This window comes from Bacillus sp. SA1-12 (genome assembly GCF_000981385.1).
In the GTDB taxonomy this organism is placed as follows: Bacteria; Bacillota; Bacilli; order Bacillales; family Bacillaceae; genus Metabacillus.
Genome location: NZ_LATZ01000042.1, coordinates 1 through 20,306 on the forward strand (window position 1 = coordinate 1; position 20,306 = coordinate 20,306).

23 protein-coding genes are annotated in these 20,306 nt (G+C 37.5%); 17 read left to right on the forward strand and 6 right to left on the reverse strand.

Annotation, left to right across the window (positions count from 1 at the left end; genetic code table 11):
• Positions 1-568 precede the first annotated feature (568 nt).
• From WQ54_RS16775 to WQ54_RS16785, 3 genes are read right to left on the reverse strand one after another with little or no spacing between them, the layout of a single operon-like run.
• Positions 569-1,228, reverse strand: coding sequence for an ABC-2 transporter permease (locus WQ54_RS16775; RefSeq protein WP_046585677.1), 660 nt, complete (start codon positions 1,226-1,228; stop codon positions 569-571).
• The gene (locus tag WQ54_RS16780) at positions 1,212-2,078 is read right to left on the reverse strand and encodes an ABC transporter ATP-binding protein (protein WP_046585680.1); all 867 of its coding nucleotides are present in this window, start codon (positions 2,076-2,078) and stop codon (positions 1,212-1,214) included. Before WQ54_RS16780 ends, WQ54_RS16775 begins: the two co-directional genes overlap by 17 nt.
• A gap of 6 nt (positions 2,079-2,084) precedes the next feature.
• Complete coding sequence (locus WQ54_RS16785; protein ID WP_046585682.1) at positions 2,085-2,456, reverse strand: GntR family transcriptional regulator; 372 nt, start codon at positions 2,454-2,456, stop codon at positions 2,085-2,087.
• A gap of 183 nt (positions 2,457-2,639) precedes the next feature.
• On the opposite strand from WQ54_RS16785, the gene WQ54_RS16790 reads away from it, so the two are divergent.
• Genes WQ54_RS16790 through WQ54_RS16800 form a run of 3 tightly spaced genes read left to right on the forward strand, consistent with a single transcriptional unit; the run spans position 2,640 to position 4,962 of the window.
• Complete coding sequence (locus WQ54_RS16790; protein ID WP_046585684.1) at positions 2,640-3,755, forward strand: GAF domain-containing sensor histidine kinase; 1,116 nt, start codon at positions 2,640-2,642, stop codon at positions 3,753-3,755.
• A 14-nt stretch (positions 3,756-3,769) separates the two neighbouring features.
• Positions 3,770-4,423, forward strand: a complete 654-nt coding sequence (locus tag WQ54_RS16795) for a response regulator transcription factor (RefSeq protein ID WP_046585685.1) — start codon at positions 3,770-3,772, stop codon at positions 4,421-4,423.
• 11 nt (positions 4,424-4,434) lie between these two features.
• On the forward strand, positions 4,435-4,962 hold the full coding sequence (locus tag WQ54_RS16800; protein ID WP_046585687.1) for an NADPH-dependent FMN reductase: 528 nt from the start codon (positions 4,435-4,437) through the stop codon (positions 4,960-4,962).
• 262 nt (positions 4,963-5,224) lie between these two features.
• Here WQ54_RS16800 and WQ54_RS16805 read toward each other — a convergent pair whose 3' ends face one another.
• Positions 5,225-5,464 (reverse strand): YhdB family protein, encoded by a 240-nt coding sequence (locus WQ54_RS16805; RefSeq protein WP_046585689.1) that lies wholly within the window; start codon positions 5,462-5,464, stop codon positions 5,225-5,227.
• A gap of 190 nt (positions 5,465-5,654) precedes the next feature.
• Here WQ54_RS16805 and WQ54_RS16810 point away from each other — a divergent pair, with 190 nt between their 5' ends.
• Together WQ54_RS16810 and WQ54_RS16815 are read left to right on the forward strand one after the other, a co-directional pair.
• On the forward strand, positions 5,655-6,602 hold the full coding sequence (locus tag WQ54_RS16810) for a M14 family zinc carboxypeptidase (protein ID WP_197089612.1): 948 nt from the start codon (positions 5,655-5,657) through the stop codon (positions 6,600-6,602).
• 67 nt (positions 6,603-6,669) lie between these two features.
• Complete coding sequence (locus tag WQ54_RS16815) at positions 6,670-7,011, forward strand: DUF3889 domain-containing protein (RefSeq protein WP_052737842.1); 342 nt, start codon at positions 6,670-6,672, stop codon at positions 7,009-7,011.
• A gap of 10 nt (positions 7,012-7,021) precedes the next feature.
• Here the strand turns inward: WQ54_RS16815 and WQ54_RS16820 are convergent, their stop codons facing one another.
• Positions 7,022-7,474 carry an Rrf2 family transcriptional regulator gene (locus tag WQ54_RS16820; RefSeq protein WP_046585691.1) on the reverse strand — a complete coding sequence of 151 codons (453 nt, stop codon included), beginning with the start codon at positions 7,472-7,474 and terminating at the stop codon, positions 7,022-7,024.
• Positions 7,475-8,597: 1,123 nt separating this feature from the next.
• Here WQ54_RS16820 and hmpA point away from each other — a divergent pair.
• Entirely contained in the window at positions 8,598-9,806 is a 1,209-nt protein-coding gene (gene hmpA / locus WQ54_RS16825; protein ID WP_046585693.1) for an NO-inducible flavohemoprotein, read from the forward strand.
• Between the two features lie 172 nt (positions 9,807-9,978).
• Here the strand turns inward: hmpA and WQ54_RS16830 are convergent, their stop codons facing one another.
• Entirely contained in the window at positions 9,979-10,266 is a 288-nt protein-coding gene (locus tag WQ54_RS16830) for a DUF2243 domain-containing protein (RefSeq protein ID WP_052737843.1), read from the reverse strand.
• 388 nt (positions 10,267-10,654) lie between these two features.
• Here WQ54_RS16830 and WQ54_RS16835 point away from each other — a divergent pair, with 388 nt between their 5' ends.
• From WQ54_RS16835 to WQ54_RS16885, 11 genes are all read left to right on the forward strand, one after another.
• Positions 10,655-11,380: a GntR family transcriptional regulator gene (locus WQ54_RS16835; protein ID WP_046585696.1), complete on the forward strand. Its 726-nt coding sequence runs from the start codon at positions 10,655-10,657 to the stop codon at positions 11,378-11,380.
• A 79-nt stretch (positions 11,381-11,459) separates the two neighbouring features.
• Positions 11,460-12,494, forward strand: coding sequence for a PhnD/SsuA/transferrin family substrate-binding protein (locus WQ54_RS16840; protein ID WP_046585697.1), 1,035 nt, complete (start codon positions 11,460-11,462; stop codon positions 12,492-12,494).
• Between the two features lie 29 nt (positions 12,495-12,523).
• Positions 12,524-13,312 carry a phosphonate ABC transporter ATP-binding protein gene (gene phnC, locus WQ54_RS16845; protein WP_046585699.1) on the forward strand — a complete coding sequence of 263 codons (789 nt, stop codon included), beginning with the start codon at positions 12,524-12,526 and terminating at the stop codon, positions 13,310-13,312.
• Positions 13,313-13,355: 43 nt separating this feature from the next.
• Positions 13,356-14,087, forward strand: a complete 732-nt coding sequence (locus tag WQ54_RS16850; RefSeq protein ID WP_231597555.1) for an ABC transporter permease — start codon at positions 13,356-13,358, stop codon at positions 14,085-14,087.
• Positions 14,088-14,143: 56 nt separating this feature from the next.
• Entirely contained in the window at positions 14,144-14,941 is a 798-nt protein-coding gene (locus WQ54_RS16855; RefSeq protein ID WP_084822125.1) for an ABC transporter permease, read from the forward strand.
• Between the two features lie 219 nt (positions 14,942-15,160).
• Entirely contained in the window at positions 15,161-15,598 is a 438-nt protein-coding gene (gene phnG, locus WQ54_RS16860; protein WP_046585706.1) for a phosphonate C-P lyase system protein PhnG, read from the forward strand.
• Entirely contained in the window at positions 15,585-16,214 is a 630-nt protein-coding gene (gene phnH / locus WQ54_RS16865; RefSeq protein ID WP_046585709.1) for a phosphonate C-P lyase system protein PhnH, read from the forward strand. Before phnG ends, phnH begins: the two co-directional genes overlap by 14 nt.
• Positions 16,215-17,333 (forward strand): carbon-phosphorus lyase complex subunit PhnI, encoded by a 1,119-nt coding sequence (locus tag WQ54_RS16870; protein ID WP_046585712.1) that lies wholly within the window; start codon positions 16,215-16,217, stop codon positions 17,331-17,333.
• 39 nt (positions 17,334-17,372) lie between these two features.
• The gene (locus tag WQ54_RS16875) at positions 17,373-18,233 is read left to right on the forward strand and encodes an alpha-D-ribose 1-methylphosphonate 5-phosphate C-P-lyase PhnJ (RefSeq protein WP_197089613.1); all 861 of its coding nucleotides are present in this window, start codon (positions 17,373-17,375) and stop codon (positions 18,231-18,233) included.
• Between the two features lie 11 nt (positions 18,234-18,244).
• Positions 18,245-19,087: an ABC transporter ATP-binding protein gene (locus WQ54_RS16880; RefSeq protein WP_046585737.1), complete on the forward strand. Its 843-nt coding sequence runs from the start codon at positions 18,245-18,247 to the stop codon at positions 19,085-19,087.
• A gap of 19 nt (positions 19,088-19,106) precedes the next feature.
• Complete coding sequence (locus WQ54_RS16885) at positions 19,107-20,300, forward strand: alpha-D-ribose 1-methylphosphonate 5-triphosphate diphosphatase (protein WP_084822124.1); 1,194 nt, start codon at positions 19,107-19,109, stop codon at positions 20,298-20,300.
• Positions 20,301-20,306: the final 6 nt, after the last annotated feature.

Consider the following 20,306-nt stretch of genomic DNA (forward strand, 5'->3'; position numbering starts at 1 on the left):
GTAAAGTTCTTGATAGTGGTTGTGAAGACCAAATCTACCGCTCCCCAACGGAGTAAAGTCCTTGATAGTGGTTGTGAAGACCAAATCTACCGCTCCTCAACGGTGTAAAGTCCTTGATAGTGGTTGTGAAGACCAAATCTACCGCTCCCCAACGGTGTAAAGTCCTTGATAGGGGCTGTGAAGACCAAATCTACTGCTCCCCAACGTTGTAAAGTCCTTGATAGTGGTTGTGAAGACCAAATCTACCGCTCCCCAACGTTGTAAAGTCCTTGATAGTGGTTGTGAAGACCAACCCTACCGCTTCTCACTGGAGTAAAGTCCTTGATAGTGGTTGTGAAGACCAACCCTACCGCTTCCCACTGGAGTAAAGTCCTTGACAGTGATTATGAAGACCAACCCTACCGCTTCCCACGGAGTAAAGTCCTTGAACGGGATTATGAAGACAAAACTTACCGCAACAAGCTCTGCTCCTAGCCCAGGGTCTAGATAATTTAAAATGGAAAGCATAGAGTGTCTTATTTTCTAAATCTTATTTGCCCTGGGCTAATCAAGGCTCTGTGCTTTAGTTCTAAAAATCCTTTCTACTGTAAATTCTTACAGAAGCTTTATAGGAGAAAACTGTAACAAGTAACGTGACCACGGCAAGGATTCCTGCAATGGTCCACTGATCCTGACCGAGCGATGTGACGAAATTCTTAACTGAAGGGAATCTTGGATTAGCTACTAGGTTAATGATAATTTGCAAACCCATAATCACACTAAGGATGATTGCTCCAACCAGAAACGATGCGATCTTAAAGCCCAGTGCATAAAAAAGCGGATAAAATACAGAAAGTAAGAGATAGGCGATTGAGAATGAAATGATATATTCTTCAAGGTAAATCATACGTGATGGGAACGGGGCGAATAAATGAAATAACAGGACATAAATAGTAACAAATATAGCTGAAATAAAATACCAGATTGCCCCAGTCATATACTTGCTGAGAACCACTTGATTTCGTGTAACGGGTAAGCTATTAATTAACATGGCTTGTTTTTCCTCTGACGTTATTGTGTTAAAATTCGAATACATCACCATGGAAGTTGCATAAAAGGTTATTAATAAAACGTGTTTAAAGGGAGTTCCATCTGTGAAAAAATTTGTCAAAGGTATAAACCAAATTAAACAAATGAGGTAATATACTTTCTGTTGTGTAAGCAAATCCTTTTTAATAAGTGCTTGCATGCTGATTCCCCCTTACTGTGAAATACATAATATCTTCTAATGATGGTTTTTCGTGTAGAACAGATTTATGAGTAATCAGATCATGACGAAACTGCAGACCTTCAAACCCTACAGATGATTCTTTTAAGCCAATGATATTGGAAACATCAATTTCACCTAATGCTGATTTTGGTCCTTTCACAATCACATATTGATTAAAGATCGTCTCTTTTTCATCACTGAAGACAATTTTTCCATTATTAAGAAACGTGAAATAGTCAGCTACTTGCTCTAAATCCTTTGTCATATGTGTCGAGAAAAAGATCGCCTTCTCCTCGTCTTGGACGATGTCAAGAAGGATATCGAGCAAATCTCTGCGAAAGACTGGATCAAGACCTGATGTTGGTTCATCCATAATAATAAGAGTTGGATGGTGGGACAAGGCAATAGCAAGGGAGAACTTCATCTTCATTCCTTTTGATAAATGCTTTATTTTTTTATGCTTAGGAAGCTGAAATTTTTCTAAATATGTGTAAAATATACGGTCTTCCCATTGCTCATAAAACATGCTGATAATTCGTTTATTTTGTTCGATAGAAAGATCCTCATAAAAATAGTTTTCATCGTAAACAAAGCCTATTTTTTGCTTTATTTCTGTTGTTGCTTCATTATGCGTCTTTCCAAAAAGGGTTATTTCACCTGAATCAATATGTGCTAAATTCATTAAGCATCGAATCAAAGTTGTCTTACCTGCTCCATTTGGTCCAATTAAACCACTGATAAAGCCCTTTTTAATATCTAAATTAATATTTTTAAGCTGAAAGGATTTTCTGTTTTTATTGAGATTGCGTATTTCTACAACGTTTTCCACCAGTCTTCACTCCTCATATAGCAAAGTTAAAAGTTTGATTAACTCTTCTAAATCAATATTAAAAGCCTTGCTGTCCTCTATAACCTTTGTTAACTGGTCTTCAATGACCTTTAATTGCTTTTCCTTTAAAAGCTCCTTATTTTGAGCAGCAACAAAGGATCCTTTTCCAGGGAATGTTTCGATAAACCCTTCTCGCTCAAGTTCTTCATAAGCTTTTTTGGTTGTAATGACACTTATTTGTAACTCTTTTGCCAGCTTTCGAATGGATGGTAGGCTTTGTTTTTCGTTGAGTTCGCCATGTAAGATTTGCTCCTTTATTTGAGATTTTATCTGCAAATATATGGGCTGATCATTTGAATTTGCAATAATAATATTCAATTTATCACCTGCCTTGCGTATACTGTTTATATATAGTATATACAGTATATACAGATGTGTCAACATTTGGTAAAAAACCTACTCCAAAAGTCTTAGGGGAAATTCATACGGATTGAGAAGGTCGTAATTGTAAGAAGTTGTTATAATAAAAAGTAGAAAACATAGGGGCTGGGAGAGGCTTGCATGAGTGATAATCGGATACATGAATTAAATACATTGAAAACAATTGCTGAAAAGTTGAACGAAGCAACAGACGTAAGGGATATGTTAAGGGATGTTTTAAAGGAATTGCTTCATCTGATAGAGCTTGATACAGGTTGGATTTTCTTAATTAACAAGCAGGGAGAATATGAATTAGCTGCAGACTATTCTTTACCGGAAGGCTTAACTTGGAATCGGAGACAGCCGTTGTGTACGGGCGGCTGCTGGTGTATTGACCGTTACAAGGATGGACGTTTGAAAACAGCTGCCAATATTATTTCATGCAAACGAATTGAAGAAGTGATTGAACACAAATGGGGAGAGACTAGGGGAATTACTCATCATGCCACTGTTCCGTTGAGGGCGGGCAAAGAAAAGTTCGGCTTGTTAAATGTTGCTGCACCAAAGAAAACACATTTTTCCGATGGAGAGCTCGCATTACTAGAGGCTGTTGCCTTCCAAATCGGTACGGCCATTAAACGTAATCAACTTGTAGAAAAGGAAAGAAGACATGCCTTAATAGAAGAAAGAAACAGGCTTGCCCAAGACTTACATGACTCTGTAAATCAGCTATTGTTTTCCATAATGTTGACAGCAAGAGGCACGAAAGAAATGACAAAACAGCCTGATATACAAGAAATGCTTACCTATTTACAAGAGTTATCACAGGAAGCATTAACTGAGATGAAGGCACTCATTTGGCAGTTGCGGCCACAAGGATTAGAAAATGGAATTGCTGCAGCCCTATTGAATTATGCAAATGTTTTAGCTTTAAAAATGGAGTCGGAAATTTCCGGAGTCAGTACGTTACCTTGTCATATTGAAGAGGAGCTTTGGCGAGTTGGTCAAGAGGCATTAAATAATTGTAAGAAACATGCTGGAACAAATCAGGTTTACCTATCGATCACGCGTTCAAAGCAAACAGTGGAAATGGTTATCAGAGATAAAGGAGACGGTTTTTATTATGATGAAACAACGTCTATTCCAACATTGGGTCTTAAGGGTATGAGGGATCGGGTAATGAAATTAGGCGGAAGCTTTAATTTAACAAGTGCACCTGGTCAAGGTACGATGATTGAAATCATCATTCCATTGTAAAAAGGGGGTTGACTATGTCAAAAATTAAAATATTAATTGCGGATGATCATCATGTCGTTCGCAGAGGCTTACTATTTTTTCTAAATACACAAAGGGATATTGAGGTAATTGGCGAAGCAAAAAATGGAAAAGAAGCCGTTGAATTAGTTGCAGAGCTTAAACCGGACGTTGTCTTAATGGATTTGTCCATGCCTGAAATGGATGGGGTGATGGCAACAAAGGCCATTCGTGAGCTAAACGATTCAGTAAAGATCATTATTTTAACAAGCTATGCAGACCAAGATCATGTGATTCCGGCTATTCGTGCAGGGGCATCAGGCTACCAGCTGAAGGATATAGAACCAGATGATTTGGTCAATACGATTCGGGCTGTGTTAAGAGGGGAAAGCAAGCTGGATCCTAAGGTCACTTCCCATGTGATGACACATTTAACAATGGAGGCAACTCAAAAGTCCTCTAAAATAGGTGAGTTAACCAATCGGGAAAAGGAAGTTTTAAACGAGCTCGCAAAAGGGAAGAGCAATAAAGAAATTGCTTCGTCCTTATTTATAACTGAAAAAACTGTGAAAACACATGTATCAAATATCCTTTCAAAGCTGCAATTGGCAGATCGAACTCAGGCGGCATTATATGCTGTGAAAAATGGATATTTAGAAAACGAAAGTTAGGAGATAATCGTATGAAATTTTTAGTCGTGAATGGAAGTCCTAGAAAAACTGGAAGAACAAGAATTGCTGCATCGTTTATTGCTGCAACTTATAATGCCGAATACTTTGATTTAAGTGAACAGGAATTACCATTATTTAATGGAGAAGAGGATCAAAAACAATTGCAGGTAGTGAATGATTTAAAACAAGCTGTTAAAAGTGCAGATGCTGTTATTTTATTATCACCTGAATACCATAGCGGCATGAGCGGCGCTCTAAAAAATGCATTAGATTTTTTAAGCAGCGAACAGTTTGCGCATAAGCCTGTGGGGTTAATTGCCGTTGCTGGCGGCGGCAAAGGCGGGATTAATGCATTAAATAATATGCGAACAGTGATGCGCGGAGTTTATGCAAATGCGATTCCAAAGCAACTTGTTTTAGATCCAATATGCTTTGATTATGATAAAAAGGAAATAAATACTGAACCTGCACTGCTTGTTAAACAATTGATCGATGAATTAACTGTTTACACAAATGCAAGTCGTGTATTAAATGATTAAAGTGGTTTTCAGTGGGTGCTATTCAACTAAAGAATTGTTTTCCAAGCTATCTATTTTACTCTTTCTATAAAGGGGACTGCTTGTTAAACAAAAAGAGGCTGAATTACAGAGTATGGGAAATACTACTGTAGTAAAGCCTCTTTTTTGTTAATTCACTCTAAGCACACGACATCTGGGTGCACTGTCTTGCCTGCTAGTCAGGAATTGACAAAGACGTTGCCTTATAATGGTTAAAAGTCGCTTATGCTTTTTATACTTTCAATTACATGTAATGAGCATATTCCAGATCTGGAGTTTCGACAGCATGATCAATATATCTTAGTAATGAATATAACTGTTTTTCAACTTCTTTATAGTCATGTTCAAAGTTATATGCATGTAAAAAATGTTCAATTTTCTTTGATAAAAAATCGTCCTTTGTTCGGACCATTAGGATAAGAAGGTTATCCCATTGTGAACGATGTGTGTAATACAAGGCTTTATCATAATCAACATTGTTCATTTCATTCCCTCCCTCTAAAGGAGATATGATTATTGTGTGCGAATTGATTTTTTTCTTACTGTGAAAAACTTGGTGTTGTTGTTAGATAAGCTGTGGTAGTGATTACCTTTATAAAATGGGACAGCAAAGGAAAGATAAAAACAAAAAGGGTGTCATTTATAAAATGCTGAAAAGGCAGTTCATACTTTTTATGTTGGTTTTTTTAGGAATTAATCAAAGCCATGGTGAGGCAGTTGAACGATATACATATGAATCCATGAAGAATGAATTATTCAATTTAGCTGAAACATACCAGCTTGAATTAAAAACGATTGGCCATTCCGAATTTGGAAGAGAGCTTTTGGCAGTTAAAGTTGGACATGGTAACCATTCTATTTTCATATCAGGAAGTACTCATGGACGTGAGTGGCTCACAACCCATATCATCATGAACATGATTGAGGAATATGCAAAAGCTTATGACCACAAGAAATTATTATATGGAAATAGCTTGGAGGTTCTAGATCAAATTTCTATTTGGTTTGTTCCGATGGTCAACCCTGATGGTGTAACAATACAGCAGGAGGGAATTAAGGGGCTCCCCTTTTTTTTACAAGAAGTCTATTTTGATATGAATAAAGGCAGAAAAGGTTTTTCAAGATGGAAAGCAAATGGACTGGGAGTAGATCTTAACCGCCAATATCCTGCTGGATGGGAACGAATTAAGGGAAATCAAAACTATGCATCATATTCCCGTTACAAAGGGCAAAAACCTCTTGAAGCGAAGGAAGCAAAGGCGCTAGTTAGCTTTACTGAACAAATTCAACCACTTATCGCTGCATCTTATCATACCTCCGGTCAAATGATTTATTGGTACTATTTTAATGAACTCGAACACCTTTTCCGTGATTATCAAATGATTGAACAGGTTGCAAATGCAACAGGATATGAAATCTCTTACCCTCCAGCGAATGCAGTTGGAGGAGGGTATACCGATTGGTTTATTCAAAGATATAAAAGACCTGCCCTTACGATAGAAGTAAGTCCGCCTTATTATGAGACCAGCCCGCCGTTATCTGTTTTAGAGGAAGAGTGGGAACGAAACAAAGAAGTGGGACTTATTTTAGCTGAGTATGCAGAGAGTGAATTTTTAAAATGAATCCAGAATAGGATCAAACCATTCTGGACAAATTAATTTCATAGCAAAAGCAAATATGGAGGATGTTATGAAATCAATATCATTTTCAAAAATCCTATTCACGATTGTCGCATTAATGGTTATTTTAACAGCTGGTATGAAAGCATACGGGGAACAAAATGTTGATTATGAGAAGTGGAGCAAAATTGCTATATCAGCTGTAAAAGAAAGATATCCGGAATCGCAGCTTATCGATTATAAATATGTAAAACGTGAGGAAGTAAATGAAGAAGAGTCAAAGGATATTTTTCATGTGAAGGTAAAAGAAAAAGCGAAGCAATTTGTAGTATATGTGAATGTTGTGTTTAATCCAAAGACCGGTAAGCTTATTACGGTAAATCTTGAAAAGAAAGAAGACGCTCCTTTGTAGAAGCGTCTTCTCATCTTTGGTTATCTTTTCCAAAGGTAAAATAAGCCAATAAGGAATGCTGATTTTTAACCAAATCAGCTAATGTATATTGGTCAAGTACGGCTAAATATGCTTGTAAGGCTTTATTTAGAACATGCTTTAAGCCACAGACAGGTGAGATCACACATTGATTATGATCTGCATCAAAGCATTCAACAATATGAAAATCTTCCTCGGTTTTACGAACAATCTCCCCAACATTAATTTGTTCTGGAGAATGGGCCAGACGAATGCCGCCATTCCGTCCGCGAATGGTTTCAATTACATTCATTTTACCAAGCTCATAGGTGACTTTCATTAAATGGTTCTTTGAAATATCATAAGCCTCAGCAATTTCTTTTATATTGGATAGCTCACCTTCTGGTTTCATAGCTAAATATATTAAAACTCTAAGCGAGTAATCTGTGTAATTTGTTAATCTCATCTTAAAACCTCACCATATAAGTTTCATTAAATATCCTATCTTAAAAGGCAGTAAAACAGTCATCCCAAAACTCAAGTGAAACAAAGAAAACAATTGAGCTAACTGCCCGTAAAGATCCGACGAAGGACAGGAAGTCCAAGTCAGGCGAAAGCCACAGGATGTGGCGTTCTGAGCGTGATAAGTTTCGCTAACCATCTGTGGGAAAGTACACCCACAGATGGAAGTCTCACTTTATCTCATCTTAACGGGCAGTAAAACAGTCATCCCAAAACTCAAGTGAAACAAAGAAAACAATTAAAAGCTAACTGCCCGTAAAGATCCGACGAAGGACAGGAAGTCCAAGTCAGGCGAAAGCCACAGGATGTGGCTTTCTGAGCGTGATAAGTTTCGCTAACCATCTGTGGGAAAGTACACCCACAGATGGAAGTCTCACTTTATCCCATCTTAACGGGCAGTAAAACAGTCATCCCAAAACTCAAGTAAAACAAAGAAAATTATTGAGCTAACTGCCCGTAAAGATCCGACGAAGGACAGGAAGTCCAAATCAGGCGAAAGCCACAGGATGTGGCGTTCTGAGCGTGATAAGTTTCGCTAACCATCTGTTAAAAGAACTCCCACAGATGGAAGTCTCACTTTATCCCATCTTAACGGGCAGTAAAACAGTCATCCCAAAACTCAAGTGAAACAAAGAAAATTATTGAGCTAACTGCCCGTAAAGATCCGACGAAGGACAGGAAGTCCAAGTCAGGCGAAAGCCACAGGATGTGGCGTTCTGAGCGTGATAAGTTTCGCTAACCATCTGTGAAAAGAACCCCCACAGATGGAAGTCTTACATTATCCCATCTTAACGGGCAGTAAAACAGTCATCCCAAAACTCAAGTGAAACAAAGAAAATTATTGAGCTAACTGCCCGTAAAGATCCGATAAGTTTCGCTAATCATCTGTGGGAAAGTACCCCACAGATGGAAGTCTCACTTTATCTTACCACACATCTTTTTGAAAACTTGAATCAAAGGCAGTAATTGTGACAGATTTTCTAAAGATGTATTTGAAATATTGCTTTTATTCGAAGGGAAGACTACTATAAAGATATATTTTAAATACATCTTTAGGGGTTGGTAAAATGTTATCTGAAAACACAATTAAAATTGTTAAGTCAACCGCACCAATACTAGCTGAACATGGAGTCGAAATTACTTCTTATTTTTACAAAGCTCTGTTCGAAGCACATCCAGAGCTATTGAATATTTTTAATCATGCCAATCAAAAACAGGGCCGCCAACAAACTGCATTAGCAAATACGGTATACGCAGCAGCAACATATATTGATCAACTTGAAGTGTTATTACCAGCTGTTAAGCAAATTGCCCATAAACATCGAAGCTTAAACGTTAAGAAAGAACATTACCCAATTGTTGGAGAATTTTTACTAAAAGCAATAAAAGATGTCCTTGGTGATGCTGCAACACCGGAAATTATTCAGGCATGGGGTGAAGCATACCAAGTGATTGCTCAAGTGTTTATTGATGTAGAGCAAGAAATGTATGACAATGCACGTACTCATGCTTGGGAAGGCTTTAAACCGTTTAAGGTCATAAATAAAGTCAAGGAAAGCTCAGTCATCACTTCATTCTATTTACAGCCCGCAGACGGTTCAGCTGTACCAGTATTCCAACCTGGTCAATATATTACAGTTCGCCTTACAATCGAAGGTGAAGAATTTTTATTAAATCGCCAATACAGCTTATCAGATGCACCTGGAAAGAATTATTTAAGAATTTCCGTTAAACGTGAGGGAGATGATTTAACGAAAGGAAAGGTTTCAAATTATTTACATGACCATGTAAAAGAAGGCGATGAAATCGAGTTAACAGCTCCAGCAGGAGACTTTGTTCTTGATGAAACCAACAACAAGCCTCTATATTTATTAAGCGGCGGTGTTGGCATCACTCCAATGATGAGTATGTTAAAACAGGTTGCTGCTACTCAACCGGATCGAAAGGTAACATTTGTTCATTCAGCTAAAAATAGCGATGTTCAAGCCTTCCGTCATGAGGTGGCGGAGACAATGAATCAATTAAAGAATGGTAAGCATTATGCTATTATTGAAAGTCCATCAGAGGAAAACGAGTATTTCGCTGAAGGATTCCTTGATGAGCAAAAGCTGCAAACCATTGTTCATGACAAGGAAGCAACATTCTATGTATGCGGACCAGTTCCATTTATGAGAAGCGTAATAGATAATCTTGGCAAACTTGGTATAAAAGAAGAAAATATCCATTTTGAATTCTTTGGACCTTCCATTAACTTGAAAGAATACCAGCAAGTATAATATTCTGAACAGGGACAGTTCCCGGTATTTTAGCGGACTGTCCCCTTTTACTTTATATAACCTTTATCGGTGCGTTAAGGGTAACCTTAATATCGTATTTTTTCTCCATTATATAAAGAGGTACTTCCCTCATCAAATCTTATTTGATTTATTCCCAATGCCAGAACATAGGTCAAAGCGTTTGGAACTCCTGGCTGCACTTGATGATTTGCAGGATATGGTGGTTTACGATGCCTTTAACCAAATTAAAATGTCCCCCGCCAATAAATATGCCTTCGACTAACAGCCTGATCCCTTTTGAAAGACTTGTTGAATTTCCAGCTACCCATAAAAAAATGTTGCCTAATACCAACGCGATGGTAACGGCAAAATGTAGGAATCCATCATTTTCGATTTTTCCAAGTCCTCTATCGCCATCATCATGCTTTCCATTATAGTAATTGGCGGTAAATAGTCCCATCTAATGCATCTAAAAATCCAAATCCTAAAAAACTGCCAATATTAATTAATCCTTTTTTGTGTTTGAACATGAATTTTTTTTTCTTTTATAAACAATTCTGAACTTAGTCCTTTTTTTCCTAATGATTAGGAAATATACATATTGGTTTTAAAGAGAAAGGATACAGGACATATTGGCTTATTATGTAAATTGATATGGGGGAATGGTCGTGTTTTTTTTGAAGGTATTGTAAATATGTAAAGATATATATAAAAGAAAGGTTAATTATTAAAAGTAAATTTACAAAAGGACAGAAATTTCATGCAACTTTTACTCTAGCTTAACCCAAGAAACTTGTCGATAAGTTAGAGTAGAATTGTCGAAAGAAACAAATAAGGAGTCAAATTAGATGATGAGATTAAAAGAGGACATGCTGAGCCATTTGGAAATTTCAGAGTACCTAATTCAGAAAATACAATCTGGTGTCTTTCAAGAAAACCAGAAGATCCCTTCTGAAAATGAGCTTTGTCAGCAATTTAATGTCAATCGCCATGTCATCAGACAGGCATTGGCAAGACTCACTAATCTAGGCTGGATCACTCCCTTCCAAGGCAGGGGCTGCTATGTAAATAGTATTCAAAAGCCCATTCAGTATGTTTTGTCATCAAACACTCGCTTTACAGATAATATGGAGAATTTAGGTCTTGTGTATCAGAGCAGATTATTAACTTGGGAAAAAGGACTGCCAAGTGATGTTGAACAGAAAAATCTCTTACTCTCAGAAAATCAAAAGATCTATCGTTTAGAAATTCTCAGATTTATAGAAGGGCAGCCAATCTCTGTTACAACAACTGTCATGCCTGAGGAAGAAGTTCCTCAACTGGAGAATTATTTACGGAATTTCAAATCGCTTTACCGGATTTTGTCAAATTATTATCAATTGCGGCCTGTAAGATCCAGATCAGTTTTCCAAGCTTTATTGCCGATGCTAAAGGATTCGAAAGTCCTCGAAATCCCTGAAAGTGTGCCCATTATTCAAATTGAAAGCATCATGAATCATCCAAGCGGCAACCCGGTTGAATATAGTGTTGCAAGAATAAGAGGAGATATGCATAAATGTCTAGTCGAATTTTAGATTGAATCAACATTGGAGTAATGGGAAAATCTTCCAGTATGATTATAAAAAACATTTACTATTTTAGGAGGAATGGAAAATGAAGAAGGCATTATTGTTAATGATGGCTCTAATGATGACAGTTATTTCTGCTGCTTGTTCAGCTGGAGGAGGGACACAAGCAAGCGGTTCAGGTGATGATGATACGCTTACGATTGCTTGGTATCCTAACGAGTCAGGAGCAGATCTGAAAGATGCACGTGATGTAATTGGGAAGGTCATTGAAGAAGCAACTGGGAAGAAAGTAGAGCATAAAACAACGACTGACTATATTATTGCCATTGAATCATTAGCTTCTGGTAATGCCGATGTAGCATTTATGGGTGCACAGGGATATATTGAGGCAAATGCAAAAAATGATAAGGTTCAGCCTTTAGTTGTGACAAGCGGCCCGTCAGGAACATTAGATGACGCTGTATATCATAGCTGGTTAGCCGTTAAAAATGGAAATGAAGAAGAATATAAGAATGGCGATGAGTTTTCAATTGATAGCATCGTAGGTAAAAAGTTTTCTTTTGTATCTAATAGTTCAACTTCAGGGTTTAAAGTACCTTCTGATGGAATCGTCACTCACTTTAGTGAAATAGAAGAGTATAAAGATCTTACGCCGGAAGATCTCCTTGAAGGCGGAAAATTCTTTAGTGAAGTACTATACGGGGGGTCACATCAAGGCTCTGCAGTTAACCTATTGACAGACAAAGCAGATGTCGCTGCTTTTTGTGATACATGTGTAAGCAATTATGTAGAATTGGCAGATGGTGAAGAGAATACACCGGGCTCAACTTATAAAGTAAAAGCTGATGCAGCTGAACCATTTAATACAGTTCCTGGTGAAGAATTTAAATTGATCTCCGTAACACCTGTATTAAATGCACCGTTTGCTGTAAATACAGAAACGGTTAGTGAAGAAGATAAACAAGCTTTAATCGATGCATTTACATCAGATGAAATGGCGAATAATGACAAGGTGTTTGTCCCTGAAGATGCAACTGGATTGTTTAAGAAAACGGATAAAGAGCGTTTCTTAGAAGTTGAAGATGCTTGGTTCGATCCTATTAGAGAATTATCTAAGTAATCTCAAAAAATAGTAAAAAGGAGTTAACAATGAAAACGTTACTTGATGTAAAAAATGTATCAAAACAATACGGTCAAGATGCATTTGCGTTATCAGATGTTAGCTTCTCTGTTAAGGAAGGAGAGTTTGTTTCCATTATTGGTCAGTCTGGAGCAGGGAAGTCGACTCTCCTTCGCTGCATTAATCGCATGATTGATGTAAACGGGGGAGATATCGTTTTTGATGATGTCAATGTACCAGCATTAAAAAAGCGGGAGCTTAGAAAATTAAGAACGAAGATTGGCATGGTTTTTCAGCATTATAATCTTGTAAACAGATTAAGCGTCATTGAAAATGTTCTGCATGGAAGATTAGGTTATAAATCAGTTATAGGCGGTGCCTTAGGGTTATATAGTGAAGCAGAGAAAAAACAGGCATTTGCTTTATTGAATATTTTAGGATTGGAAGAACAGGTTTATAAGAGATGTGATCAATTAAGCGGCGGACAGAAGCAGCGTGTCGGAATTGCTCGTGCACTCATTCAAGATCCAAAAATGCTATTATGTGATGAACCTATTGCATCATTGGACCCGAATTCATCGAAAGTCATTATGGATCACTTAAGAGACATTTCAACAAAAATGGGTATTACAGTTCTAGTTAATTTACACCAAGTAGACGTAGCCCTTAAGTATTCTGATCGGATCATAGGTGTTTGCAAGGGAAAAGTAGTCTATAATGGTTCTCCAAAAGACATAACAAATGAGGCAATACACAGAATTTATGGATCAGAAGCAGGAGAATTAATGATGGATCTTGGAGGAAAAAACGTTGGATAAGTTCTTTTTAAAGAAAAGAGCTCAATCAGTTCTTGTTCTTTCTATCATTATTATTGTTGCATATGGTTCTATACTTATCACGGAATTTGATGTGATAAAGGGTTTAAATTCTATTCCAAATGCGATTATTTGGGGATTTACCAATTTTTACCCAACACAGGAATCACTAGAAAAGCTCCCTAGTATATTAGAGAAATTACAGGAAACCGTTTTAATTTCTATTGCGGCGGCATCTGTTGCAGCTGTATTTGCGATTGTTTTTGCAATCTTAGGATCAAAGACAACAAGAATAAACGGTTTCTTTGGGACAATAAGCCGAGGGATTGCAACGTTATTCCGTAATATTGATGTGGCGGCATGGGCGATGATTTTGCTATTTTCGTTTGGACAAAGCTCTTTAACCGGATATTTTGCTTTATTTTTTGTCTCGTTTGGTTTTTTAACACGGGCATTTATGGAAACGATTGATGAAGTGGGTGTTCATTCAGTCGAGGCTTTAACCTCAACAGGTGCAAGCTACACGTCAATTATTATTCATTCAGTTATACCTTCAAGCATTCCACAGATCATCAGCTGGGTGCTGTTTATGATTGAAACGAATATTCGCAGTGCCACTTTAGTCGGAATTCTCACTGGAACAGGTATTGGATTTTCCTTTGATTTGTTTTATAAAAGCTTGAATTATAATGCAGCAAGCTTAGTTGTATTAACAATTGTTGTAACGATATTAACAATTGAATTCATTTCAAACTATGTAAGAAGGGTGATTTTATAGTGAGAATTGCTGATGTAAGTAAAGCAGATCCTTCAGACAATAATCCTTTTCAGAATATGAAAATTAAGCCGTTAAATAAGGCAGTTTTGACAATTAGATTTACAATTGTGATTCTGGCCATCCTTACAATCTATGGTTTTTTGTCGTTTGACTATAAGGATATTAAACTAGCCGATGGAGTCATCTCTACACTTACTAATTTGAAAGTGATGTTTTTTGAACCTCATTTTGTTCATTTTTCATTCCAGAATGCTATCTATCAAGTATTGGTAACAGTTGGATTGGCTCTGCTAACAACATTAATAGGAGCATTTTTTGCGGTCATTTTAGCATTATTTGCTGCTCAAAATTTATCATCAGCAAGAGTATCCAATATTATCAAAGGCTTTGTTGCTTTTATAAGAGCAGTCCCGACTGTTTTATGGGTATTAATATTTGCTGTTGCCGCCGGGTTAGGGAGTGTGGCAGCTGTAATCGGAATGACCTTTCATTCGGTTGGATATTTAATAAAAGCATACTCAGAATCCTTTGAAGAATTGGATGAGGGGGTTATAGAGGCTTTGCAGGGAAGCGGTGCAAGCTGGTGGCAGATTGTTTTTCAAGCTGTTATACCATCTTCTTTAACTTATCTCGTTTCATGGACCTTTTTACGATTTGAAATTAACTTTGGTGTTGCAGTAGCAATGGGAGCAGCTGCAGGTGCAGGCGGGATTGGCTTTGATATGTTTATGGCGAGCAGCTTCTACTTAGATTTACGTGAAGTAGGAACAATAACATTTTTCATTCTATTCTTTGCAATCCTCCTCGAAATAATCGCAACAAGGATTAAATCTAAACTACAAGTAAAAATATAAGGTTCTTTCATAAAGCACAGGAATTCCTTGTGCTTTTTTTCTTGGCTTTAAATGAAGAAAGCTGTCAGTGGAGTCACTTATTATTCACCAAAAAACATCTTTAATAAATCTTCATACGATATTTACAATAGCTTAACCATTGTAACTTATTAATAAGTTACCTTTTATGTATCACATCACAAGGATTGTTAAACGATACGATGAGGAGGTTTATCCAAAATGAAAAAATCGAGGTTAACGAAAATTCTCGTTGAAGGCAGACCTGAATTTCTCGCAAAATGGTCCGGTGTAATTGAAGAAGCATCAAACGTCCGCATTGACCGTGCTCCTTCAACTGGACTTGTTATGCTTAAAACGAGGGATTCTGTTTCTAAACAGCCATTTTATATGGGTGAGGTTCTTGTAACAGAGTGTTCTGTTTCTGTCGGTCAACATACAGGAATAGGGATTGTAATGGGTGAGGATCCGGTAAGATCCTATCAGATCGCAGTAATCGATGCGGCAATGAATGCTAACCTTTCAATCACAAATCAATTACTGATTGAATTAGAACTGGAAGAAGAATCTATCCAGCAAAAGATAAGAGAAGAAGCAGTACGAATTGCCAAAACAAAAGTTCAATTTGATACGATGGAGGATTACAATGCAAAAAGCTAATGATGCTTCATTTGATATGGTACATGACACACAAAGTATTTTTCGTAAATTACTAGATTGCATGGCCAGACCGGGAAAAATCGATAGAATCAGTGAAGAAATTGCTTCTATTCTGGAACTAGAAGGATTTTATAAGTCTCTTCAAGGTATTGCCTATACGCTAATAGACCGTGAAGTGAATTTTCATATCCTTGCAGACCATTCTGAAACAATCACAAAGACGATGGAATGGAAAACGTATAGTAAAAACAGTTCAATTGATGCTGCTGATTATGTTTTTATCAATCATCCAAAAAAAGTGGAAAACATTTCGGAATGTATGCAAGAGCTAAAGAAAGGAACACTATCGGATCCTCATGATGGTGCTACTGTTGTACTTTGTGTTAAAGAAATAACGGCTAACAAAGAGCCTTCTTCTTTAAAACTTACCATGAGAGGACCTGGAATTGAAACAAGCAGCGTCGTATACATCAAGGGACTATGTTCTAAGTGGATTGAGGAACGAAACCGTGCTGCAAGTGAATTCCCATTAGGAATCGATCTTATATTGACAACGAATAGTGGTGACATCATGGCACTACCTAGAACTACATTACTAGAAAGTGAGGAATTGTAGATGGGTTATGTTGCAGTTACAGGAGGACAAAAGGCAATTGAAGAGGCAGATATTCTTACAAAATACTATCGCTTAAAAAATGCGGAACAAGTGCTGAAGGTCAAGGATATCCAATCACAGCTCAGGCTTTTGATCGACCGAGTCATGGGGGAAGGCGGACTATATGCACCAGAATATGCCGCTTTAGCCTTGAAACAGACTGAGGGTGACCCGTCAGAAGCAGCCTTTTTATTAAGGGCCTATCGATCAACTTTACCGAGAAATTATTACTCTCGCACAGTTGAACCTAGTGAAATGAGAGTAATACGTAAAATTTCTTCCTCTTTTAAAGATATACCTGGAGGTCAATTATTAGGACCAACATATGATTATACACATAGATTATTAAATTTTGAATTATATAAAGAAGACACAGAAGTAATGAAACAATTTTTGGCGGATTTTGAATTGAATGAAAAGCTTGATGGGAATGTTACAACATTTAGCAAAGTTGTTGATTTGTTGGAAGAGGAAGGGCTTGTTGGAAACAAACAGTGTGAAGAGATCGAGCCCTTTGATGTAACAAGAGACAAGCTTATTTTTCCGGCTTCTCGTTCTGCGCGTCTGCAAATTCTTTCAAGGGGAGAAACAGGGGCAATGACGTCTTTTGCCTATAGCAGTATGAGAGGATATGGGGTTGTCCACCCGACAATTGGTGAGTTGCGAGTCGGCTATACGGAAGTATATGTTCCATATCCATATGGTGATGAAGAAGACTCCATCTACATTGGAGAGGTATTGGTAACCGAGGTAGAAACGATTAATTCTTTTGCCCAAACTGAACAAGGAAATGTGGAATTTTTACTTGGATATGGCTTAACGTTTGGACAAAACGAAGTAAAGGCGATTGCGATGGCAATTTTAGAAAGAAGCTTAGAAACAGAGGGGGCATCCCCAACACAGGATGAGGAATTTGTTCTTCTCCATATTGATAGTGTAGAAGCACATGGATTCGTGTCACATTTAAAATTACCTCATTATATTACATTCCAATCAAAACTTGATCGGATTAGAGAAGCTAAGAATAAAAAGCAAAATGACACACTTCAGGAACAGCCTGTGACGTTTAGTCCATTTTAAGAGGATATGTACAACCAAATGAGAGGGAGGAAAAGGGAAATGAAAATGGAGGTTGCCCACACTTATAATTATGCCTTTTTAGATGAAGGATCTAAAAAGGAAATAAGAAGATCGGTTTTAAAGGCTGTCGCCATTCCTGGCTATCAAGTCCCGTTTGCATCAAGAGAGATGCCGATCGGCAGGGGCTGGGGGACAGGAGGATTACAAATTACCCTTTCGGTTATCGGTGAAAAGGATACCTTAAAAGTGATTGACCAAGGTCATGATGACAGTGTAAATGCGGTAAGTATCAAACGATTAGTTAAAGCTTGTTCAAATATAGAAACAACAGAAAACTCTGAAGAGGCCACTATTATTCAAACGAGACATAGAGTCCCGGAGGTTCCTTTGAGAGAGGATCAAATATTAGTCTTACAGGTTCCATTACCAGAACCTTTAAGAAGAGTGGAAGCAAAGGAGAAGGATACGAAAAGACTTCATGCCGAAATGGACTACAGCAGCATATGGCTTCGTTTATATGAGGATATCGTAAGGTGGGGGAAAATTACAATTGGTGCTGATTATCCGAGTATGGTGAACGGACGTTATATCTTTAACCCAAGTCCAATTCCCCGTTATGATTTATTGAAATTGCATCAAGCTAAAGGATTGTTTTTATTTGGTGCAGGCAGAGAAAAGAAGATTTATGCGATTCCGCCATTTACAGATGTAAAGCCTCTGGAATTTGATGATTACCCATTTGAGGTAGAAAAATTTGATGGATTAACTTGTCATTGTTGTGGCAGCAAAAATGTTTTTCTTGATGAGATCTATGATGCGGAAACCGGAGAGAAAAGGTACCAATGCTCAGATACCGGATACTGTCAAACACAGCAAAAGGAAAGAGGGTATGTAGTTTGATTACTCATTCTATGCAGTTAGAACGGCCCGAGCTTGAAGTGCATGGCTTAAATAAAAGATATGGAAAAGGGTGTTCTCATTGTCAAACTCCTGAATTACTTCAAGCAAAAGATAACCGCTGCCCGCACTGCGGGAGTGTTTGGGCGTGTATTGATGTTAATTTAAAGCTGTATAAAGGGGAAATTTTGGGAATCGTTGGTGAGAGTGGTTCAGGAAAAAGTTCATTAGTGAAGAGCTTATATTTTGATGATGGTATCTCATCAGGTTGTGCTACTATTTCCTCTTATAAAAATGGAGAGGCGAATATTTTTGAAGAATCTGCCCAACAAAAGAGATACATCCGAAATTATATGATGGGCATGGTCTATCAAAACCCATACTTAGGGTTGAAAATGTCCTTTTCAAGTGGCGGTAATATTGCGGAAAAATTAATTGCTTCAGGTACTCTTCATGTTGGCACAATACGAGATCGGGCAAAGCAGTTATTGGAGCATGTGGAAATTCCAATCAGCAGAATGGATGAGCTTCCAAAGAATTTTAGCGGCGGGATGCAGCAAAGGGTTCAAATCTCCAAAGCGTTGGCTAATAATCCACCAATTCTTTTGCTTGATGAAGTAACGACCGGACTTGATCTTTCTGTTCAAGCTAGAGTATTAGATTTAATTCGAAAAATTCAGCGAGATTTAGGTGTAGCGATGATAGTTGTATCTCATGATTTAGGTGTGATCAGAATGCTTGCTGATCGTACGATGGTTATGCGTCATGGACGCGTCGTTGAAAGAGGACTTACTGATCAAATTTTAGAGGATCCGCAGCATCCTTATACTCAGCAGCTTGTACATTCGCTTTTATAAAAATGATGAGGTGAAAACGATGATGAACATGCTAAAGATTCATTTTGCCAATATTGTCACACCTGATGAGGTTATTTATAACGGAACCATTATCATAGAAGATGATAAAATCTCACAAATTTTAAAAGGAAAACCAGATAATATTCAACCAAATGATATTGATGCCGAAGGGTGCTGGGTGTTCCCTGGTCTAGTTGATTCACATAGTGATGCTATTGAAATGGAGCTCGAGCCTCGTCCTAGCAGCACATTTCCAATGGAAGTATCCTTCTATGAATTAGAGAAAAAACTTGTTGGAGAAGGTATTACGACCATCTATCATTCTCTCTCTTTGCTTGAAGAAAATGCTAAAAAATTTGTTAGACAAAATAAAACCGTTTTATCTGTAATTGAAGAGATTAACCGCTTAGCTCAAGGAGCCTACCTAATTCGCCACAAAACCCATTTGCGATACGAGATTACGAACATAAGTGCAGTTAATCAAGTAAAGGAGTTACTAAAACAACAAAAAATTGATCAGCTTTCCTTTATGGATCATACTCCTGGACAAGGACAGTTTAGAGATATTGAAATTCATAAAAAACTGTTAGTGGAACATCGTCGCTTTTCTGAAGAAGAGGCAATTGAAATCATCGAGCAAAGTAAAAATCAAGAAAAATTAGAGGATCATGTATTAAAGGAACTGGCAGATTTAGCCCATGAACACCATGTTCCGATCGCTTCCCATGATGATGATACATTGGAAAAGCTAGAGGTCGTGAAAGATTGGAATGCTACAATTAGTGAATTTCCAATCGAACTTGCCGTAGCTAAGAAAGCAAAAGAATTAGGGCTTTTTGTTGTTATGGGTGCTCCTAATGCTTTACTAGGAAAATCTCATAGTAATAATCTTTCAGCAATGGAAGCATTAGAACATCATGTTGTTGATATTTTATGCTCTGATTATTATCCATCCTCCTTGCTGCATGCTGCCTTTAAACTTTATAAGCAAGGTACTCCAATCAATAAAGCCATAAATTTGGTCTCATTAAATCCTGCAAAAGCTTTGTATATTGATCATGAAGTCGGATCAATTGAGGTTGGGAAAAAAGCGGATCTTCTCATTGTGAAAGAGGATCATTCACGGCCAGTGCTGAAAACTGTACTTGTAAATGGTAAGGTTGTTTGCCAAATGAACTATCAAATGCCGCTTACTGTTAGCGGAAGAGTATAGGAAGGA

Coding starts and splice junctions, on each gene's coding strand:
- WQ54_RS16800 (WP_046585687.1), top strand. CDS start 4,435: ATGAAATTTTTAGTCGTGAATGGAAGTCCTAGAAAAACTGGAAGAACA.
- WQ54_RS16840 (WP_046585697.1), top strand. CDS start 11,460: ATGAAGAAGGCATTATTGTTAATGATGGCTCTAATGATGACAGTTATT.
- WQ54_RS16875 (WP_197089613.1), top strand. CDS start 17,373: ATGAAAATGGAGGTTGCCCACACTTATAATTATGCCTTTTTAGATGAA.
- hmpA (WP_046585693.1), top strand. CDS start 8,598: ATGTTATCTGAAAACACAATTAAAATTGTTAAGTCAACCGCACCAATA.
- WQ54_RS16855 (WP_084822125.1), top strand. CDS start 14,144: ATGAAAATTAAGCCGTTAAATAAGGCAGTTTTGACAATTAGATTTACA.
- phnH (WP_046585709.1), top strand. CDS start 15,585: ATGCAAAAAGCTAATGATGCTTCATTTGATATGGTACATGACACACAA.
- WQ54_RS16870 (WP_046585712.1), top strand. CDS start 16,215: ATGGGTTATGTTGCAGTTACAGGAGGACAAAAGGCAATTGAAGAGGCA.
- WQ54_RS16775 (WP_046585677.1), bottom strand. CDS start 1,228: ATGCAAGCACTTATTAAAAAGGATTTGCTTACACAACAGAAAGTATAT.
- WQ54_RS16805 (WP_046585689.1), bottom strand. CDS start 5,464: ATGAACAATGTTGATTATGATAAAGCCTTGTATTACACACATCGTTCA.
- WQ54_RS16885 (WP_084822124.1), top strand. CDS start 19,107: ATGATGAACATGCTAAAGATTCATTTTGCCAATATTGTCACACCTGAT.
- WQ54_RS16795 (WP_046585685.1), top strand. CDS start 3,770: ATGTCAAAAATTAAAATATTAATTGCGGATGATCATCATGTCGTTCGC.
- phnG (WP_046585706.1), top strand. CDS start 15,161: ATGAAAAAATCGAGGTTAACGAAAATTCTCGTTGAAGGCAGACCTGAA.
- WQ54_RS16790 (WP_046585684.1), top strand. CDS start 2,640: ATGAGTGATAATCGGATACATGAATTAAATACATTGAAAACAATTGCT.
- WQ54_RS16815 (WP_052737842.1), top strand. CDS start 6,670: ATGAAATCAATATCATTTTCAAAAATCCTATTCACGATTGTCGCATTA.
- WQ54_RS16835 (WP_046585696.1), top strand. CDS start 10,655: ATGATGAGATTAAAAGAGGACATGCTGAGCCATTTGGAAATTTCAGAG.
- phnC (WP_046585699.1), top strand. CDS start 12,524: ATGAAAACGTTACTTGATGTAAAAAATGTATCAAAACAATACGGTCAA.
- WQ54_RS16810 (WP_197089612.1), top strand. CDS start 5,655: ATGTTGGTTTTTTTAGGAATTAATCAAAGCCATGGTGAGGCAGTTGAA.
- WQ54_RS16820 (WP_046585691.1), bottom strand. CDS start 7,474: ATGAGATTAACAAATTACACAGATTACTCGCTTAGAGTTTTAATATAT.
- WQ54_RS16880 (WP_046585737.1), top strand. CDS start 18,245: ATGCAGTTAGAACGGCCCGAGCTTGAAGTGCATGGCTTAAATAAAAGA.
- WQ54_RS16830 (WP_052737843.1), bottom strand. CDS start 10,266: ATGGGACTATTTACCGCCAATTACTATAATGGAAAGCATGATGATGGC.